At 59.0% G+C, this 15459-nt stretch carries 15 protein-coding genes and 1 pseudogene; all 16 read right to left on the reverse strand.

Annotated features, from left to right (window positions below):
- Positions 1–30 precede the first annotated feature (30 nt).
- Positions 31–1860 carry a glutamine--fructose-6-phosphate transaminase (isomerizing) gene (glmS, locus tag AWT75_RS03555; protein WP_045847710.1) on the reverse strand — a complete coding sequence of 610 codons (1830 nt, stop codon included), beginning with the start codon at positions 1858–1860 and terminating at the stop codon, positions 31–33.
- A complete protein-coding gene (locus AWT75_RS03560; protein WP_045847709.1) occupies positions 1860–2651 on the reverse strand; it encodes a DeoR/GlpR family DNA-binding transcription regulator in 792 nt (263 codons plus the stop codon). Before AWT75_RS03560 ends, glmS begins: the two co-directional genes overlap by 1 nt.
- A gap of 196 nt (positions 2652–2847) precedes the next feature.
- Complete coding sequence (glmU, locus tag AWT75_RS03565; protein WP_062787422.1) at positions 2848–4212, reverse strand: bifunctional UDP-N-acetylglucosamine diphosphorylase/glucosamine-1-phosphate N-acetyltransferase GlmU; 1365 nt, start codon at positions 4210–4212, stop codon at positions 2848–2850.
- An 82-nt stretch (positions 4213–4294) separates the two neighbouring features.
- Positions 4295–4717, reverse strand: a complete 423-nt coding sequence (locus AWT75_RS03570) for a F0F1 ATP synthase subunit epsilon (RefSeq protein WP_045847707.1) — start codon at positions 4715–4717, stop codon at positions 4295–4297.
- 15 nt (positions 4718–4732) lie between these two features.
- Positions 4733–6127 carry a F0F1 ATP synthase subunit beta gene (gene atpD, locus AWT75_RS03575; protein WP_045847706.1) on the reverse strand — a complete coding sequence of 465 codons (1395 nt, stop codon included), beginning with the start codon at positions 6125–6127 and terminating at the stop codon, positions 4733–4735.
- 43 nt (positions 6128–6170) lie between these two features.
- Positions 6171–7037, reverse strand: a complete 867-nt coding sequence (gene atpG, locus AWT75_RS03580; RefSeq protein WP_045847705.1) for a F0F1 ATP synthase subunit gamma — start codon at positions 7035–7037, stop codon at positions 6171–6173.
- Between the two features lie 39 nt (positions 7038–7076).
- Positions 7077–8621: a F0F1 ATP synthase subunit alpha gene (atpA, locus tag AWT75_RS03585; RefSeq protein ID WP_045847704.1), complete on the reverse strand. Its 1545-nt coding sequence runs from the start codon at positions 8619–8621 to the stop codon at positions 7077–7079.
- A gap of 8 nt (positions 8622–8629) precedes the next feature.
- Positions 8630–9166, reverse strand: coding sequence for a F0F1 ATP synthase subunit delta (locus AWT75_RS03590; protein WP_062787385.1), 537 nt, complete (start codon positions 9164–9166; stop codon positions 8630–8632).
- A gap of 7 nt (positions 9167–9173) precedes the next feature.
- A complete protein-coding gene (locus AWT75_RS03595) occupies positions 9174–9644 on the reverse strand; it encodes a F0F1 ATP synthase subunit B (protein ID WP_045847702.1) in 471 nt (156 codons plus the stop codon).
- A 53-nt stretch (positions 9645–9697) separates the two neighbouring features.
- A complete protein-coding gene (gene atpE, locus AWT75_RS03600) occupies positions 9698–9979 on the reverse strand; it encodes a F0F1 ATP synthase subunit C (protein ID WP_045847701.1) in 282 nt (93 codons plus the stop codon).
- Between the two features lie 89 nt (positions 9980–10068).
- On the reverse strand, positions 10069–10887 hold the full coding sequence (atpB, locus tag AWT75_RS03605; RefSeq protein WP_062787388.1) for a F0F1 ATP synthase subunit A: 819 nt from the start codon (positions 10885–10887) through the stop codon (positions 10069–10071).
- Between the two features lie 14 nt (positions 10888–10901).
- A complete protein-coding gene (locus AWT75_RS03610) occupies positions 10902–11261 on the reverse strand; it encodes an ATP synthase subunit I (protein WP_045847699.1) in 360 nt (119 codons plus the stop codon).
- 92 nt (positions 11262–11353) lie between these two features.
- Entirely contained in the window at positions 11354–12211 is an 858-nt protein-coding gene (locus AWT75_RS03615; protein ID WP_062787391.1) for a ParB/RepB/Spo0J family partition protein, read from the reverse strand.
- 4 nt (positions 12212–12215) lie between these two features.
- Entirely contained in the window at positions 12216–13007 is a 792-nt protein-coding gene (locus tag AWT75_RS03620; RefSeq protein WP_062787394.1) for a ParA family protein, read from the reverse strand.
- Positions 13004–13630, reverse strand: coding sequence for a 16S rRNA (guanine(527)-N(7))-methyltransferase RsmG (gene rsmG, locus AWT75_RS03625; RefSeq protein WP_045847696.1), 627 nt, complete (start codon positions 13628–13630; stop codon positions 13004–13006). Before rsmG ends, AWT75_RS03620 begins: the two co-directional genes overlap by 4 nt.
- 15 nt (positions 13631–13645) lie before the next feature.
- Positions 13646–15459 (reverse strand): annotated as a pseudogene (gene mnmG, locus AWT75_RS03630) (tRNA uridine-5-carboxymethylaminomethyl(34) synthesis enzyme MnmG); the annotation flags it as partial.

Raw genomic sequence — 15459 nt, forward strand, 5'->3', positions numbered from 1 at the left:
ATTCGGCTTAGTCAGAAGCCTGCCCGGTGATTACTCCACCGTGACGGATTTTGCCAGGTTGCGCGGCTTGTCCACGTCGGTGCCGCGTGCCAGGGCTACATGGTAGGCCAGCAGCTGTACCGGGATGGTGTGCACAATGGCGGACAGCACGCCGACATGGCGCGGGGTGCGGATGACGTGTACGCCGTCCGACTCGCTGAAATGGCTGTCCAGGTCGGCAAACACGAACAGCTCGCCACCGCGGGCGCGCACTTCCTGCATGTTCGACTTCACTTTTTCCAGCAGCGCATCGTTGGGGGCAATCACTACCACCGGCATGCTTTCGTCCACCAGCGCCAGCGGGCCGTGTTTCAGCTCGCCAGCCGGGTAGGCTTCGGCGTGGATATAGGAGATTTCCTTGAGCTTGAGTGCGCCTTCCAGCGCAATCGGGTAGTGCAGGCCACGGCCGAGGAACAGGGCATTCTGCTTGGCAGCAAACTTGTCGGACCAGGCCTTGATTTGCGGCTCCAGATTGAGCGCATGCTGTACCGAACCCGGCAGCTGGCGCAGTGCGTCCTGATAATCGTGCTCGGCTTGTGCATCCACGCGGCCGCGCAGCTTGCCCAGCGTTACCGCCAGGGCAAACAGGCCGACCAGCTGGGTGGTGAAGGCCTTGGTGGAAGCCACGCCGATTTCGGCACCGGCGCGGGTGTAGAACACCAGTTCGCTGGCGCGCGGAATGGCGGATTCGCGCACATTGCAGATGGACAGCGCCATGCTGTGGCCCAGTTCCTTGGCGTACTTCAGCGCTTCCATGGTGTCCAGGGTTTCGCCGGACTGGGAGATGGTGACCACCAGATGTTTGGGGTTGGCAAAGGCGTCGCGGTAGCGGTATTCACTGGCGATTTCCACATCGCAGCTGATACCGGCAATGCTTTCGATCCAGTATTTGGCGGTCAGACCGGCGTAGTAGCTGGTGCCGCAGGCCAGAATCTTCACGCCTTCCACTTGCGGCAACAGTTCGGCCGCACGCGCACCAAACAGCCCGGCTGCAAAGCCGTTTTCCAGCACCGCCTCGATGGTGTCGGACAGGGCCTTGGGTTGTTCGTGGATTTCCTTTTGCATGAAGTGGCTGTACGGGCCCAGTTCCAGCGAGGCCAGCGATACGTCGGACACATGCACGGCGCGTTCGATCACCTGATCGTTCTTGTCATGCAGTACCACGCTGTCACGGGTGAGCAGGCCGATATCGCCCTCTTCCAGGAAGATGACACGACGGGTGGCGGACAGGATGGCAGACACGTCGGAGGCGATGAAGTGTTCGCCTTCACCCAGGCCCACCAGCAGCGGGCAACCCATGCGGGCGCACACCAGTTCGTCCGGGCGGTCTAGCGCGATGACGCCGATGGCGTAAGCACCGGTCAGTTGGCGGGTGGCTTGCTTCACCGCATCAAACAGGCTGACACCGCCTTGATAGTAGTGATGCACCAGATGGGCGATCACTTCGGTATCGGTCTGCGAGGTGAATTCATAGCCCAGCGCTTTCAGCTGCTGACGCTGTTCTTCGTGATTTTCGATGATGCCGTTATGCACCACGGCAATCTTGTCGAAGGAGATGTGCGGGTGGGCGTTGTGCTCGGTCACACCGCCATGGGTGGCCCAGCGGGTGTGGCCAATGCCCAGCGTGCCTTGCAGGCCTTCTGCCGCTGCAGCGGCTTCCATTTCGGCCACACGGCCGACACGGCGCACGCGGCTGATGGCATTACCGGTATGCACGGCGATACCGGCGGAATCATAACCACGGTATTCCAGGCGTTTGAGGCCATCCACCAGAATGGAAACCACATTACGCGCCGCAATGGCGCCAACGATGCCACACATTATTTTCTCCTTGCACTATCGTTGCCAGCGGGCGCGCAAATCAGCGTGATGCCCTTGGCCTGAATGATGTCCCTGGATTCCGCCGGCAGTGCCTCATCGGTAATCAGGGTGTGAATGGTGTGCCACGGCAATTCCAGGTTGGGAATGCGGCGGCCTATCTTGTCCGACTCCACCATGACGATCACTTCGCGCGCGACTTCCGCCATCACGCGGGACAGGCCCACCAGTTCGTTGAAGGTGGTGGTGCCACGTTCCAGGTCGATGCCGTCTGCACCGACAAACAGCTGGTCGAAGTCGTAGGAGCGCAATACCTGCTCGGCTACCTGGCCCTGGAAGGATTCGGAATGCGGGTCCCAGGTGCCACCGGTCATCAGCAGGGTGGGTTCGTTTTCCAGTTCGCGCAGGGCTGCCGCCACGTTAAGCGAATTGGTCATCACCACCAGGCCGCGCTTGCTGCCCAGCAGCGGAATCATGCCGCTGGTGGTGGTACCGCTGTCGATGATGATGCGGTTGTGGTCGCGTATGCGCTCCGCAGCCGCACGGGCGATATCCAGCTTGCGGTCGGATACCTGGCCCACTTCCGGCTCCACTGCCATTTCACTGGGCAGGGCAACCGCTCCGCCATAACGGCGCAGCAGCAGGCCACCGGTTTCCAGCAGGGCGAGGTCTTTGCGGATGGTGACTTCTGAAGTGGCAAAACGCCGGGTCAGCTCATCGACACTGACTTCACCACGCTCTTGCACCAGGGTGGCGATGGCATGGCGGCGTTGCTGGGTATTTCGTTTGGTCATTGAAACATTTCGTTTCGAAAGTTTCGTCATGATATCGACTCGATATGCCGATATCAACCATCAGAACCGTAAAATTTGCTATTTTTCTTTTGCAACGAAAGAAATGCCACAGCTTTGCTGACAGACGGCAAATGAAAATGCCCACCGGGCTTTCTTGTGAAAAGCGCAGCGGGCATGGTGTGCATCCTGCCGGGAATCAGCTCTTTTTCTGCGGACGCTTCCAGCCTGGAATGCTGACCTGGCGGGCACGTGCCACGGTCAGGGTATCGGCCGGGGCGGTGCGGCTGATCACTGAACCTGCCCCTACAGTAGCACCGGCTTCCAGCGTGACCGGAGCAACCATCAAGGTACCGGAACCAACAAACACATTGTCCTGGATGACCGTCTTGAACTTGTTCACGCCGTCGTAATTGCAGGTGACCGAACCCGCACCCACATTCACCTTGCTGCCGATTTCAGCATCGCCGATATAGGTGAGGTGATTGACCTTGGAACCCAGGCCAACCGTGCTCTTCTTGATTTCGACAAAGTTGCCGACATGCACTTCGTCAGACAATGCCGCTCCCGGACGCAGGCGGGCATACGGGCCGATACGGCAATCTGCCCCGACCACGGCTTCTTCCAGATGCGAGAACGCGGCGATACGGGTGCCTGCCGCGATCTTGACGTTTTTCAGCACGCAGTTGGCGCCGATCTCGACATTGTCACCCAGCTCCACCACGCCTTCGAACACACAATTGACGTCGATGCTGACATCGCGGCCATGCTGCAATTGGCCACGGATGTCGATACGCGCCGGGTCGGCCAGCGTGACACCGGCTGTCAGCAGCGCGCGCGCCTGATTCTGTTGCAGGATGCGCTCCAGCTCGGCCAGTTGCAGCTTGTTATTCACGCCGGCAGCTTCCCACGAAGCCGACACGCTGGCGCTTTCCACCGCCACGCCATCCGTCACGGCCAGTGCCAGCACGTCGGTCAGATAATATTCACCCTGGGCATTGCCATTGCGCAGTGCCTGCAGCCAGCCAGAGAGCTGGCGGTTGGGCAGCACCATCATCCCGGTATTGATTTCACGGATTGCCAGTTGCTCCGGCGTGCAATCCTTGTGCTCGACAATGGCCTTGAGCTTGCCGTCGTTGCCACGCAGCATGCGGCCATAACCGCTGGCATCTTCCAGCACGTCGGTCAGCACCGCCATGCCATCGCCAGCAGCAGCAATCAGTTGTTGCAGGGTTTCGCTGCGGGTCAGCGGTACATCGCCATACAGCACCAGGGTCTTGCCTTCGCCGGGCAGTGCCGGCAAGGCCATTTTCAGTGCGTGACCAGTACCCAGTTGTTCGGCCTGCTCGGCCCAGACAATGTCTTCATCCTTGATAGCCTGGCGGACCTGATCGCCACCGAAACCATATACCACCACCAGGCGCGCCGGATTCAGGCTGCGGGCCGTGGCGATGACGCGGGCGAGCATTGGCGCACCACCGATCGGGTGCAAAACCTTGGGTTTGGCGGAGTACATGCGGGTACCCTTGCCCGCTGCCAGAATCACGATATTGAGGCTGTCCATGCGAACTCTTTGCTGACCAAAAATGAAAAAGGCTGCCACAAAAGTGGCAGCCTGCAACTATACACGAATCGTTCCCGCGCTTTTAGTGCACACGCTTCTTGAGGTAGTCCAGCGCCTTGAGCTGGGCAATGGCGGCTGCCAGGGCAGCGTGAGCCTTTGCCGTGCTCAGGTCGTCGGTAGCATGCTGCAGAGATTCTTCTGCTGCACGCTTGGCCTCATTGGCGCGCGCTTCGTCGAGATCCTCGCCGCGGATCGCCGTATCAGCCAGGACGGTGATGTGAGTGGGCTGTACTTCCAGCATGCCGCCGGAGACAGCCACCAACACTTCTTCCTTGCTGCCCGGTACGGTCATGCGCAGCACACCGGGCTTGATACGGGTCAGGAGCGGCACGTGTCGCGGATAAACACCGATCTCACCTTCCAGTGCCGGAGCGACCAGAAACTCGGCTTCACCCGAGTAGATGAGTTGTTCGGTGCTGACCACTTCCACATGCATCTTGGACATAAGCCCTCTCCTTAATTAAAGGGTCTTGGCTTTCTCAGCGGCTTCTTCGATCGCGCCAACCATGTAGAACGCTTGTTCCGGCAGGTGGTCGTATTCGCCAGCGAGAATTGCCTTGAAGCCCTTGATGGTATCGCGCAGGGAGACGTATTTGCCCGGGGAACCGGTAAACACTTCAGCTACGTGGAAGGGCTGGGACAGGAAGCGCTGAATCTTACGCGCACGTGCCACTACCAGCTTGTCGTCCTCGGACAGTTCGTCCATACCCAGAATGGCGATGATGTCGCGCAGTTCCTTGTAGCGCTGCAGCGTGGATTGCACGCCACGGGCTACGGAGTAGTGCTCGTCACCAACCACCAGCGGGTCCAGCTGACGGGAAGTGGAGTCCAGCGGGTCAACGGCCGGGTAGATACCCAGGGCAGCGATGTCACGGGACAGAACCACGGTAGCGTCCAAGTGGGCGAAGGTGGTTGCCGGAGACGGGTCGGTCAAGTCATCCGCAGGTACGTATACGGCCTGGATGGAGGTAATGGAACCATCCTTGGTCGAAGTAATACGTTCTTGCAGACGGCCCATTTCTTCGGCCAGGGTCGGCTGGTAACCCACTGCGGAAGGCATACGGCCCAGCAGAGCGGATACTTCGGTACCGGCCAGGGTGTAACGGTAGATGTTGTCTACGAACAGCAGAACGTCACGGCCCTTGCCGGAAGCGTCCTTCTCGTCACGGAAATGCTCGGCCATGGTCAGACCGGTCAGTGCAACGCGCAGACGGTTGCCCGGCGGCTCGTTCATCTGGCCATACACCATCGCAACCTTGTCCAGTACGTTGGAGTCCTTCATTTCGTGGTAGAAGTCGTTACCTTCACGGGTACGCTCACCTACACCAGCGAACACGGACAGACCGGAGTGGGCCTTCGCGATGTTGTTGATCAGTTCCATCATGTTCACGGTCTTGCCTACACCGGCACCGCCGAACAGACCAACCTTACCACCCTTGGCAAACGGGCAGAGCAGGTCAATCACCTTGATGCCGGTTTCCAGCAGGTCGGTAGCGGAAGACAGCTCGTCAAACTTCGGAGCGGACTGGTGAATGGCGCGACGTGCGTCGGTAGCCACCGGACCAGCTTCGTCAACCGGGTTACCCAGTACGTCCATGATGCGACCCAGAGTGGCGCTACCAACCGGCACCGAAATCGGTGCGCCGGTGTTGGCTACAGCCATGCCACGCTTCAGGCCGTCCGAGCTACCCATCGCAATGGTACGGACCACGCCGTCGCCCAGCTGTTGCTGGACTTCGAGCGTCAGGTCAGCGTCAACCAGCTTCAGGGCATCATAAACCTTCGGCATGGCGTCGCGCGGGAATTCCACGTCGATCACCGCACCAATGATTTGTACGATTTTGCCTTGGCTCATTATCGGTTCCTAAACATTTAACTTTTACAGTCTGTGTAACGGCTTACACCGCTGCGGCACCAGCCACAATCTCAGACAGCTCAGTGGTAATTGCCGCTTGACGGGCCTTGTTGTACACAAGGCGCAGCTGCTTGATCGTATTACCGGCGTTGTCGGTTGCAGCTTTCATGGCCACCATACGCGCTGCCTGTTCGGAAGCCATATTTTCGGCCAGAGCCTGATAAACCACCGACTCCAGGTAACGCTTGACCAAGAACTCCATCAGGCTGGGTGCATCCGGTTCGTAGAGGTAATCCCACGAATGCGAGTGCTCCACCACCATGTGTTGCGGAGTCAACGGCAGGAGCTGTTCGAGCGTCGGTTCCTGTTTCATCGTGTTGATGAAACCGGAGTAGACGATGTAAACCGCATCCAGTTCGCCTTCAGCGTACTGTTTGAACAGCACTGTAAGCGGGCCAATTAGTTTGTCCATCTTCGGCACATCGCCGAGCTGGACTGCGCTTGCCACAACATTGAGGCGAGCACGCTGGCAGGCAGCAACGGCCTTCTGGCCGAGGCAGCACACGTCAATTTCGACGTTCTGTTCCTGCAGTTCCTTGACCTTGGCATAGAAGCGCTTGAACGAGTTCACGTTCAGGCCGCCACACAGGCCCTTGTCGGAGGAAACCAGGATGATACCAGCGCGCTTGACAACGTCACGGCGTGCAAGCAGTGGATGACCAAGATCCGCGTTTGCCTGAGCAAGGTGCGCCATAACCGTGCGCACCTTCTCAGCATAAGGACGGGCAGCGCGCATACGCTCTTGCGTTTTGCGCATCTTGGAGGTTGACACCATTTGCATCGCGCGAGTGATCTTCTGCGTGTTTTGCACGCTTCGGATCTTGGTGAGAATCTCTTTACCGACTGCCATTCCTGAACCTTTCTTTAGCTACGACGTGAGTCGAAAGGCTCAGTTGAAGCTGTAGCCAGCCTTGAACGATTCCATCGCCTTGGCCAGTACCTTCTCGTTGTCGCCGGACAGGTCGCCCGAAGCGTTAACGGCGGCCAGCAGGTCGCTGTGGTTCGCACGCACGTAAGCGAGGAACTCAGCTTCGAATGCCAGGGCCTTCTTCACCGGAACGTCTTCGTAGCTGCCCTTGTTCACAGCCCACAGGGTCAGTGCCATTTCGGCAGTGGCCAGCGGCACGAACTGCTTCTGCTTCATCAGTTCGGTAACCACTTCACCGTGTTGCAGCTGCTTGCGGGTAGCTTCGTCCAGGTCGGAAGCGAACTGCGAGAACGCAGCCAGTTCACGATACTGGGCCAGTGCCAGACGGATACCGCCACCGAGCTTCTTGATGACCTTGGTCTGGGCCGCACCACCCACGCGGGATACCGAGATACCGGCGTTGATGGCCGGACGGATACCTGCGTTGAAGAGGTCGGATTCCAGGAAGATCTGGCCGTCGGTAATGGAAATCACGTTGGTCGGAACGAAGGCGGAAACGTCACCAGCCTGGGTTTCGATGATAGGCAGTGCGGTCAGCGAACCGGTCTTGCCCTTCACTTCACCGTTGGTCAGTTTTTCTACTTCGTCCGCGTTGATGCGGGAAGCGCGTTCCAGCAGACGGGAGTGCAGGTAGAAAACGTCACCCGGGTAAGCTTCACGGCCCGGCGGACGACGCAGCAGCAGGGAGATCTGACGGTAGGCAACGGCTTGCTTGGACAAGTCATCGTATACGATCAGCGCATCTTCGCCACGGTCGCGGAAGTATTCGCCCATCGCGCAACCGGAGTACGGGGCGATGAACTGCAGGGCAGCGGCTTCGGAAGCGGTAGCAGCAACGATGATGGTGTGACCCAGTGCACCGTGCTCTTCCAGCTTGCGTACCACGTTGGCAATGGAGGATGCTTTCTGACCTACGGCAACGTAGATACAAACAACACCAGTGCCTTTTTGATTGATGATGGCGTCCAGAGCAACGGCGGTCTTGCCGGTCTGACGGTCGCCAATGATCAGCTCACGCTGGCCACGGCCTACCGGTACCATGGAGTCAATCGCCTTCAGGCCGGTCTGCATCGGCTGGGATACCGACTGACGCGCAATCACGCCCGGCGCGATCTTTTCGATCGGGCTGGACAGCTTGGCGTTGATCGGACCCTTGCCGTCGATCGGCTGGCCCAGGGCGTTGACAACACGGCCCACCAGTTCCGGACCTACCGGCACTTCCAGAATGCGACCGGTACACTTGACTTCGTCGCCTTCGGAAATGTGTTCGTACTCACCCAGAACCACGGCGCCGACAAAGTCGCGCTCCAGGTTCATGGCGAGGCCGTAGGTGTTGCCCGGGAACTCGAGCATTTCGCCCTGCATCACGTCTGCCAGACCGTGGACACGAACGATACCGTCGGTCACGGAAATTACCGTACCCTTGGTACGGACTTCAGCGCCTTCAGCCAGGTTCTGAATCTTGGCCTTGATCAGATCGCTGATTTCAGAGGGGTTCAACTGCATGATCTCTCCTAATTCTTGAGGCTTGCCGCCATGGCTTGCAGCTTGCCGCGCACGGAACTGTCGATGACATCGTCACCGACCAGCACGCGCACACCACCGATCAGATCGGCATTGTCACGCACATCAAGACGTACGGTTTTGCCGTACTGCTTGGAAAGCGTGCTGGTGAGTTCGGCTTTCTGTTCTTCGGTCAGCGGGAACGCCGTTTCAACTTGCGCATCAACGATGTTTTCCGCTTCGGCCTTGAACATCTCAAACTGACTGGCGATATGCGGCAGCAGCATCAGGCGGTGGTTCTCGATCAGGGCGACCAGAAAGTTTTTCACGCTTTCGTTGGTACGCTCGCCGAGGACTTCCAGCATCAGCGCCTCAACCTCTTTTGCGGTATGTTTCGGATTGGTGACAACTTCAACCATATCCGGGTTGTTCACCATGGCAGCCAGCCACGCAAGCGCATCGGACCACTGGTCCAGCGTACGCGTTTCGGTGGCGAGGCTGTATACCGCTTCGGCGTAGGGCCTTGCGACGGTAATGAGTTCTGCCATGAGTTAATTAAAACTCCGCTTTGATGGAGGAAAGCAGGTCGGCGTGCTTGGCTGCATCGATCTCTTTGCGCAGGATCTTCTCTGCGCCGATAACGGCCAGCTGGGCTACCTGCTCACGCAGGGCCTCCTTGGCGCGCATCACTTCCTGATCGATCTGACCCTTGGCGTCAGCCACAATACGGGCACCTTCGGTGCTGGCATTGTCTTTGGCTTCGTCCACGATCTGGGAGGCACGCTTCTCAGCAGCAGTAATGATTTCCATTGCCTGTTGCTTGGCTTTGCGGAGTTCGTCCGCAACGCGCTTTTCAGCAGCTTCCAGATCTTGCTTGCCACGTTCTGCAGCGGCCAGGCCGTCTGCAATACGCTTGGCACGCTCTTCCATCATATTGGTAAGCGGAGGCCAAACAAACTTCATGGTGAACCATACCAGGATGGCGAACGTGATCGCCTGGCCCAGTAGTGTTACGTTAAATTCCACGCTTGTTTTCCTCCAGAGAATGACTTCTACACAAACCGTTTACTGGCTAAAAATTAGCCACCCAGAGCTGCTTTGGCAGCGGACAGGAACGGGTTGCTGAAGGTGTACAGCATGGCAACACCCACACCGATCATGGAGATCGCATCCAGCAGACCGGCGATAATGAACAGCTTGGTTTGCAGAACCGGGATCATTTCCGGTTGACGGGCGGAGGCCTCGAGGAATTTGCCACCCAGAATGGCGAAACCGATAGCAGTGCCGAGAGCGCCAAGGCCAATGATCAGAGCAGCTGCGATAGCGGTCATCGACTGAATCTGAGAAACGAGTGCTTCCATTATGTATCTCCTAAGACTTATGCAAGGATGGTTGGTAAAAAAAACTAAAACAAAGGTAAAGCTCTAAAAAAACAGATACCACAAACTCTTTAGTGCGCTTCCACGGCCAGGCTCAGGTACACGATGGTCAGCATCATGAACACGAAGGCCTGCAGGGTGATGATCAGGATGTGGAAGATGGCCCACGGTGCACCCAGGATCCACTGTGCGCCCCACGGCAGCAGTGCGATCAGGATGAAGATCAGTTCGCCGGCGTACAGGTTACCGAACAAACGAAGCGAGAGAGAGATCGGCTTGGCGGCCAGTTCGACCAGCTGGAAGATGAAGTTCAGCGGGGCCAGGATGATGGCGCCAATCGGGTTGTGGGTGTGGAACGGTGCGGTCAGCAGTTCCTTGCCCCAGCCGCCCAGGCCCTTGGCCTTGATGGAGAAGCCGATGATGCACAGGAATACGGACAGCGACATGGCGAAGGTGGCATTCACGTCAGCGGACGGAACCGAACGGAAATAGATGTGATGCGGTTCCAGGCCGAAGAAGGTGTGGCCGATCCACTGGGCCAGATTCGGCAGCAGGTCAACCGGCAGCATGTCCATTGCGTTCATCAGGAAGATCCAGCAGAAGATGGTCAGCGCCAGCGGGGCGATGACTTTGCTCTTGGCATGGAAGATTTCCTTAACCTGGGTATCCACCAGTTCGATGATGGATTCCACGAACAACTGCAGCTTGCCCGGATTTTCCAGGCTGGCACGACGGGCCACCATGGCAAATACACCGGCAAACACAAAAGCCAGGAACAGGGAGACGGAGAAAGTGTCTACGTGCAGGCTCCAGAAACCACGAGCCGGAGACGGATCGGAATTCCAGAACGTAAGGTGGTGATTAATGTACTCAATTGCGTTGCTTGCCATCGCTCTTTTCTCAATTATTTGATTAGAAGCCCTAACCAGTAGCCGGACACCGTGGCAAAAAAGCCTGCCAGCAAACCCACTACCGATAAATCCTTGAAAAACACCAAAGATGCACCAAACATTAAGACAGTCAGGATGAATTTGACTGCCTCAGCCTTGAAGTGCGCCTTCATCAGCACCGCAGGTGGGACATGCCGCTTGGCGTAGGCGATTCTTGCATACACTGCGGCGGGAATGAGCGCCGACAGCCCCCCAAGCAGAACCGACACCGGAACAACAACGGTGCCGGCGCTTAGCACGGCACCAAGTAGTACAGCCACTACAAGCAGTTTTGCTTGCAGGCGCAGTACGCGCCCGACTTCCGGATTTTGCATGTCCGACACTTAAAAAATCGCTCGATTATAGGCTGAGCGCTTGATTTGCGTCAAACTGAACATCGCCCGCACCATTGCAGTGCAACATAAAATCATTTGCTTGATTTTGCTTGAAGTTTTTCAAGCAAGCGTTCCAGGTCGTCCAGATTGGCATACTCCACCTGCAAACGCCCCTGCCCGCGTGCACCGTGGCGGATGCTGACCTTGGCACCAATGCGTTCCGACACCTCTTGTTCCAGGCGGGCAATATCCGGATCGACACGCTTTTCCGCTACCGGTGGTGTGGTTTTTTGGTCAGACAATTGTTGGACACGACGTTCCACTTCTCGCACCGACCAGCCCTTTTCCACCGCCTCGTGTGCCAGCTCCAGCTGCTGCACCACCGGCAGTGCCAGCAAAGCGCGCGCATGCCCCATTTCCAGCTGCCCCTGATGCAGCAGAGCCTGTACCGGCTCGGGCAGCGCCAACAGGCGCAGCAAATTGGACACTGCACTGCGTGAACGGCCCACGGCATCCGCCGCGCTTTCATGCGTCAGGCCGAATTCGCTGATCAGGCGTTTGAGACCATGTGCTTCTTCGATGGGGTCCAGCTCCTGGCGCTGGATGTTTTCAATCAGCGCCATGGCCAGGGCAGCTTCGTCGGCCACGGTCTTTACCACCGCCGGCACGTCGGCAAGCCCTGCCTTGCGGGCTGCGCGCCAGCGACGCTCACCGGCAATCAGCTCGTATTCTCCGAGGCCGATTTCACGTACCACGACCGGCTGGATCACGCCTTGCGCACGTATGGAGGCTGCCAGCTCGTCCAGCGCGGCCTCGTCCATATGGCTGCGCGGCTGGTATTTGCCGGGACGGATCAGGTCGATGGAAAGCGTGGTGAGGCGGTCATCCGCCACCGTGCTGGTGGCGAGGAGCGCGTCTAGACCGCGCCCGAGTCCTTTGAGTTTGGCCATGTTGTCAGACAGATGGAGTTGCAGTTGCGGGTTCGAGGCGGGCGGTCAGTTCCTGTGCCAGCGTGAGATAGGCTTGTGCGCCACGGGCATTGCGGTCGTAGACCAGCCCCGGCAAGCCATGGCTGGGCGCTTCGGCCAGGCGCACATTGCGCGGGATGACGGTTTCGAACACCTTGTTGCCAAAGTGGCTGGCCAGTTGTTCGGACACCTGCTGTGAAAGATTACTACGTGCATCGAACATGGTGCGCAGCAGGCCCATGATTTCGATACGCGGATTCACCGCCACGCGCACCTTGCGCAAGGTGGTGACCAGATCGGACAACCCTTCCAGCGCATAGTATTCGCACACCATGGGAATCAGCACGCTGTTGGCTGCCACCAGGCCGTTGAGAGTGAGCAGATTGAGCGAAGGCGGGCAGTCGATCAGCACATAGTCGTACTGGTCTTCCACTTCGCTCAGGGCATTCTTCAGCCGGGCTTCACGCGCCAGCTCGTTGACCAGTTCCAGTTCGGCCCCGCCCAGGTCGCGGTTGGCCGGCAGTACGTGATAGCCGCCTTCCTTGGCCGGCTGGCGCGCTTCTTCGACAGAAGCATCGCCCAGCAGCACGTGGTAGACGGAACGCTCCAGCGCCTGCTTGGCAATGCCGCTACCCATGGTGGCATTGCCCTGCGGGTCGAGGTCGACAATCAACACCCTGCGGCCCAGCTCGGCCAGACCTGCGGCCAGGTTGACCACGGTGGTGGTCTTGCCGACCCCACCTTTCTGATTGGCAACCGCGATCACGCGTACATTCATTTAGCCACCATTCTCACCAGATGGCGTTCGGCGTCCAGACCGGGCACCGACACCGGTAGTACTTCGGCTACCGCTACCGTTTCCGGCAGCAGCGAGATTTCTTCGTAAGGATACACACCCTTCATGGCCAAGTATTGACCGCCGTCGGCCAGCAGGTGCGGGGTGAGGCGGACAAACTCGGCCAGTTCGGCAAAGGCACGGCTGGTGATGCGATCGAACTTGTGTTCCGGCTGATAGGCCTCGACACGGCTGGTCACCACCTCGACATTGGTGAGACCCAGCTCGATGACAGCCTGACGCAGGAAGGTGGTTTTCTTGTGGTTGGCATCCAGCACCACCACTTGCAGGTCGGGACGGGCGATGGCCGCCGGGATGCCCGGCATGCCGCCACCAGAGCCCACATCCAGCAGGCGGGTGCCACCGTTCAGGTGCGGCACCAGCGACAGGCTGTCCAGCAGATGGTAGCTGACCATGCGCTGCTCTTCGCGCACAGCGGTCAGGTTGTAAGTGTGGTTCCACTTGGCCAGCAGGTTCAGGTAGCCGTCCAGCAGGGCCAGCTGTTGTTCGGTGAGGCCCAGGGCCAGCTGTTCCAGCCCTTGTTTCAGTTCTGCAGTATGTGTCATGCGCTTGGCTTGCAATTATTCGGTTTTGGCGTCGGCAAAGCCGCGCTTCAGATGCACCATCAGCAGGGCAACCGCCGCCGGGGTGATGCCCTGGATGCGCGAGGCCTGACCCAGGGTTTCCGGGCGCTGCTGATTCAGTTTTTGCTGTACTTCCTTGGACAAGCCCTTGACCAGGCCGAAGTCGATGTCGGCGGGCAGGCGGACGTCTTCCAGGTTGTCGCGGCGCGCCAGTTCTTCGTTCTGACGATTGATATAGCCTTGATATTTGACCTGAATTTCCACTTGCTCGGCAACCACGTCATCCGCCACGCCACCTGCAGCTTCCGGCAGGGTCATCAGCTCGCGGTAAGCGACATTGGGGCGCTTGAGCAGGTCGAACAGGTTGTACTCGCGCTCGATACCCTTGCCCAGCAGGGCTTCCAGTGCCGCAGCATCCTGCAGCTTGGCCGGATGCAGCCAGGTGGTTTTCAGGCGGGCGGTTTCGGCTTCCACTGCGTCGCGCTTGCGACAGAAGGCATCCCACTGCGCATCGCCAACCAGGCCGAGCTTGCGGCCCATTTCGGTCAGGCGCAAGTCGGCATTGTCCTCGCGCAGTTGCAGGCGGAATTCGGCACGGCTGGTAAACATGCGGTAAGGCTCGGACACCCCCTTGGTGATGAGGTCGTCTACCAGTACGCCAAGGTAGGCCTCGTCGCGGCGCGGACACCAGCCTTCTTCATCACGCGAATACAGTGCGGCATTCAGGCCGGCCAGCAGGCCTTGCGCTGCGGCTTCTTCGTAACCTGTGGTGCCGTTGATCTGCCCGGCAAAGTACAGGCCCTTGATGGACTTGCTTTCCAGCGTGGACTTGAGGCCGCGCGGGTCGAAGTAATCGTATTCGATGGCATAGCCGGGGCGCAGGATGTGGGCGTTTTCCATGCCACGGATGGAACGCACCGCCGCCAGCTGGATATCAAACGGCAAGCTGGTGGAAATCCCGTTAGGGTAGAACTCGTGCGTGGTCAGGCCTTCCGGCTCCAGGAAGACCTGATGGCTGTCCTTGTCGGCAAAACGGTTGATCTTGTCTTCGATGGACGGGCAGTAACGCGGGCCCACCCCTTCAATCACGCCAGTAAACATCGGGCTGCGCTCGAAACCGGAACGGATGATGTCGTGGGTTTGCTGATTGGTGTGGGTGATCCAGCACGGCAGTTGCCTGGGGTGCATGCTGCGCTGGCCGCGGTAGGAGAACACCGGCTCGGGCGTATCCCCCGGCTGCTCTTCCATGACTGAAAAATCGATGCTGCGGCCATCAATACGCGGCGGCGTGCCGGTTTTCAGACGCCCCACCGGCAAATCCAGCTCGCGCAGACGCGCGCCCAGCGTGGAGGCGGCCTGATCGCCAGCGCGGCCACCGGTGTAGTTTTCCAGGCCAACGTGAATCTTGCCGGACAGGAAAGTACCGGCCGTCAGCACCACGGTGCGGGCACGGAACACGATGCCGATGGCGGTGATGGCACCGGCCACCTGATCACCCTCGATCAGCAAATCATCCACCGGCTGCTGGAACAGCGTCAGATTGGGCTGGTTCTCCAGCATGTCGCGGATGGCCGCCTTGTACAGGATGCGGTCGGCCTGCGCACGCGTGGCACGTACCGCCGGGCCCTTGGAGGCATTGAGGGTGCGGAACTGGATGCCACCGATATCGGTTGCCAGCGCCATAGCGCCACCCAGCGCATCCACCTCTTTCACCACGATGCCCCTTGCCGCATGCCACCGATAGACGGGTTGCACGACATCTGACCAAGGGTCTCGATATTGTGGGTAAGCAGGAGCGTGGCGCGGCCCAT

Origin of the sequence: Aquitalea pelogenes, assembly GCF_001515305.1 — a bacterium.
GTDB lineage: Bacteria > Pseudomonadota > Gammaproteobacteria > Burkholderiales > Chromobacteriaceae > Aquitalea > Aquitalea pelogenes.

What these genes read in the sequence shown, in the direction of transcription:
- AWT75_RS03615 (WP_062787391.1), bottom strand. Translation starts at nt 12,211, where the DNA reads ATGGCCAAACTCAAAGGACTCGGGCGCGGTCTAGACGCGCTCCTCGCC.
- glmS (WP_045847710.1), bottom strand. Translation starts at nt 1,860, where the DNA reads ATGTGTGGCATCGTTGGCGCCATTGCGGCGCGTAATGTGGTTTCCATT.
- atpG (WP_045847705.1), bottom strand. Translation starts at nt 7,037, where the DNA reads ATGGCAGTCGGTAAAGAGATTCTCACCAAGATCCGAAGCGTGCAAAAC.
- atpA (WP_045847704.1), bottom strand. Translation starts at nt 8,621, where the DNA reads ATGCAGTTGAACCCCTCTGAAATCAGCGATCTGATCAAGGCCAAGATT.
- AWT75_RS03570 (WP_045847707.1), bottom strand. Translation starts at nt 4,717, where the DNA reads ATGTCCAAGATGCATGTGGAAGTGGTCAGCACCGAACAACTCATCTAC.
- atpB (WP_062787388.1), bottom strand. Translation starts at nt 10,887, where the DNA reads ATGGCAAGCAACGCAATTGAGTACATTAATCACCACCTTACGTTCTGG.
- AWT75_RS03560 (WP_045847709.1), bottom strand. Translation starts at nt 2,651, where the DNA reads ATGACCAAACGAAATACCCAGCAACGCCGCCATGCCATCGCCACCCTG.
- atpD (WP_045847706.1), bottom strand. Translation starts at nt 6,127, where the DNA reads ATGAGCCAAGGCAAAATCGTACAAATCATTGGTGCGGTGATCGACGTG.
- atpE (WP_045847701.1), bottom strand. Translation starts at nt 9,979, where the DNA reads ATGGAAGCACTCGTTTCTCAGATTCAGTCGATGACCGCTATCGCAGCT.
- AWT75_RS03620 (WP_062787394.1), bottom strand. Translation starts at nt 13,007, where the DNA reads ATGAATGTACGCGTGATCGCGGTTGCCAATCAGAAAGGTGGGGTCGGC.
- rsmG (WP_045847696.1), bottom strand. Translation starts at nt 13,630, where the DNA reads ATGACACATACTGCAGAACTGAAACAAGGGCTGGAACAGCTGGCCCTG.
- glmU (WP_062787422.1), bottom strand. Translation starts at nt 4,212, where the DNA reads ATGGACAGCCTCAATATCGTGATTCTGGCAGCGGGCAAGGGTACCCGC.
- AWT75_RS03610 (WP_045847699.1), bottom strand. Translation starts at nt 11,261, where the DNA reads ATGCAAAATCCGGAAGTCGGGCGCGTACTGCGCCTGCAAGCAAAACTG.
- AWT75_RS03590 (WP_062787385.1), bottom strand. Translation starts at nt 9,166, where the DNA reads ATGGCAGAACTCATTACCGTCGCAAGGCCCTACGCCGAAGCGGTATAC.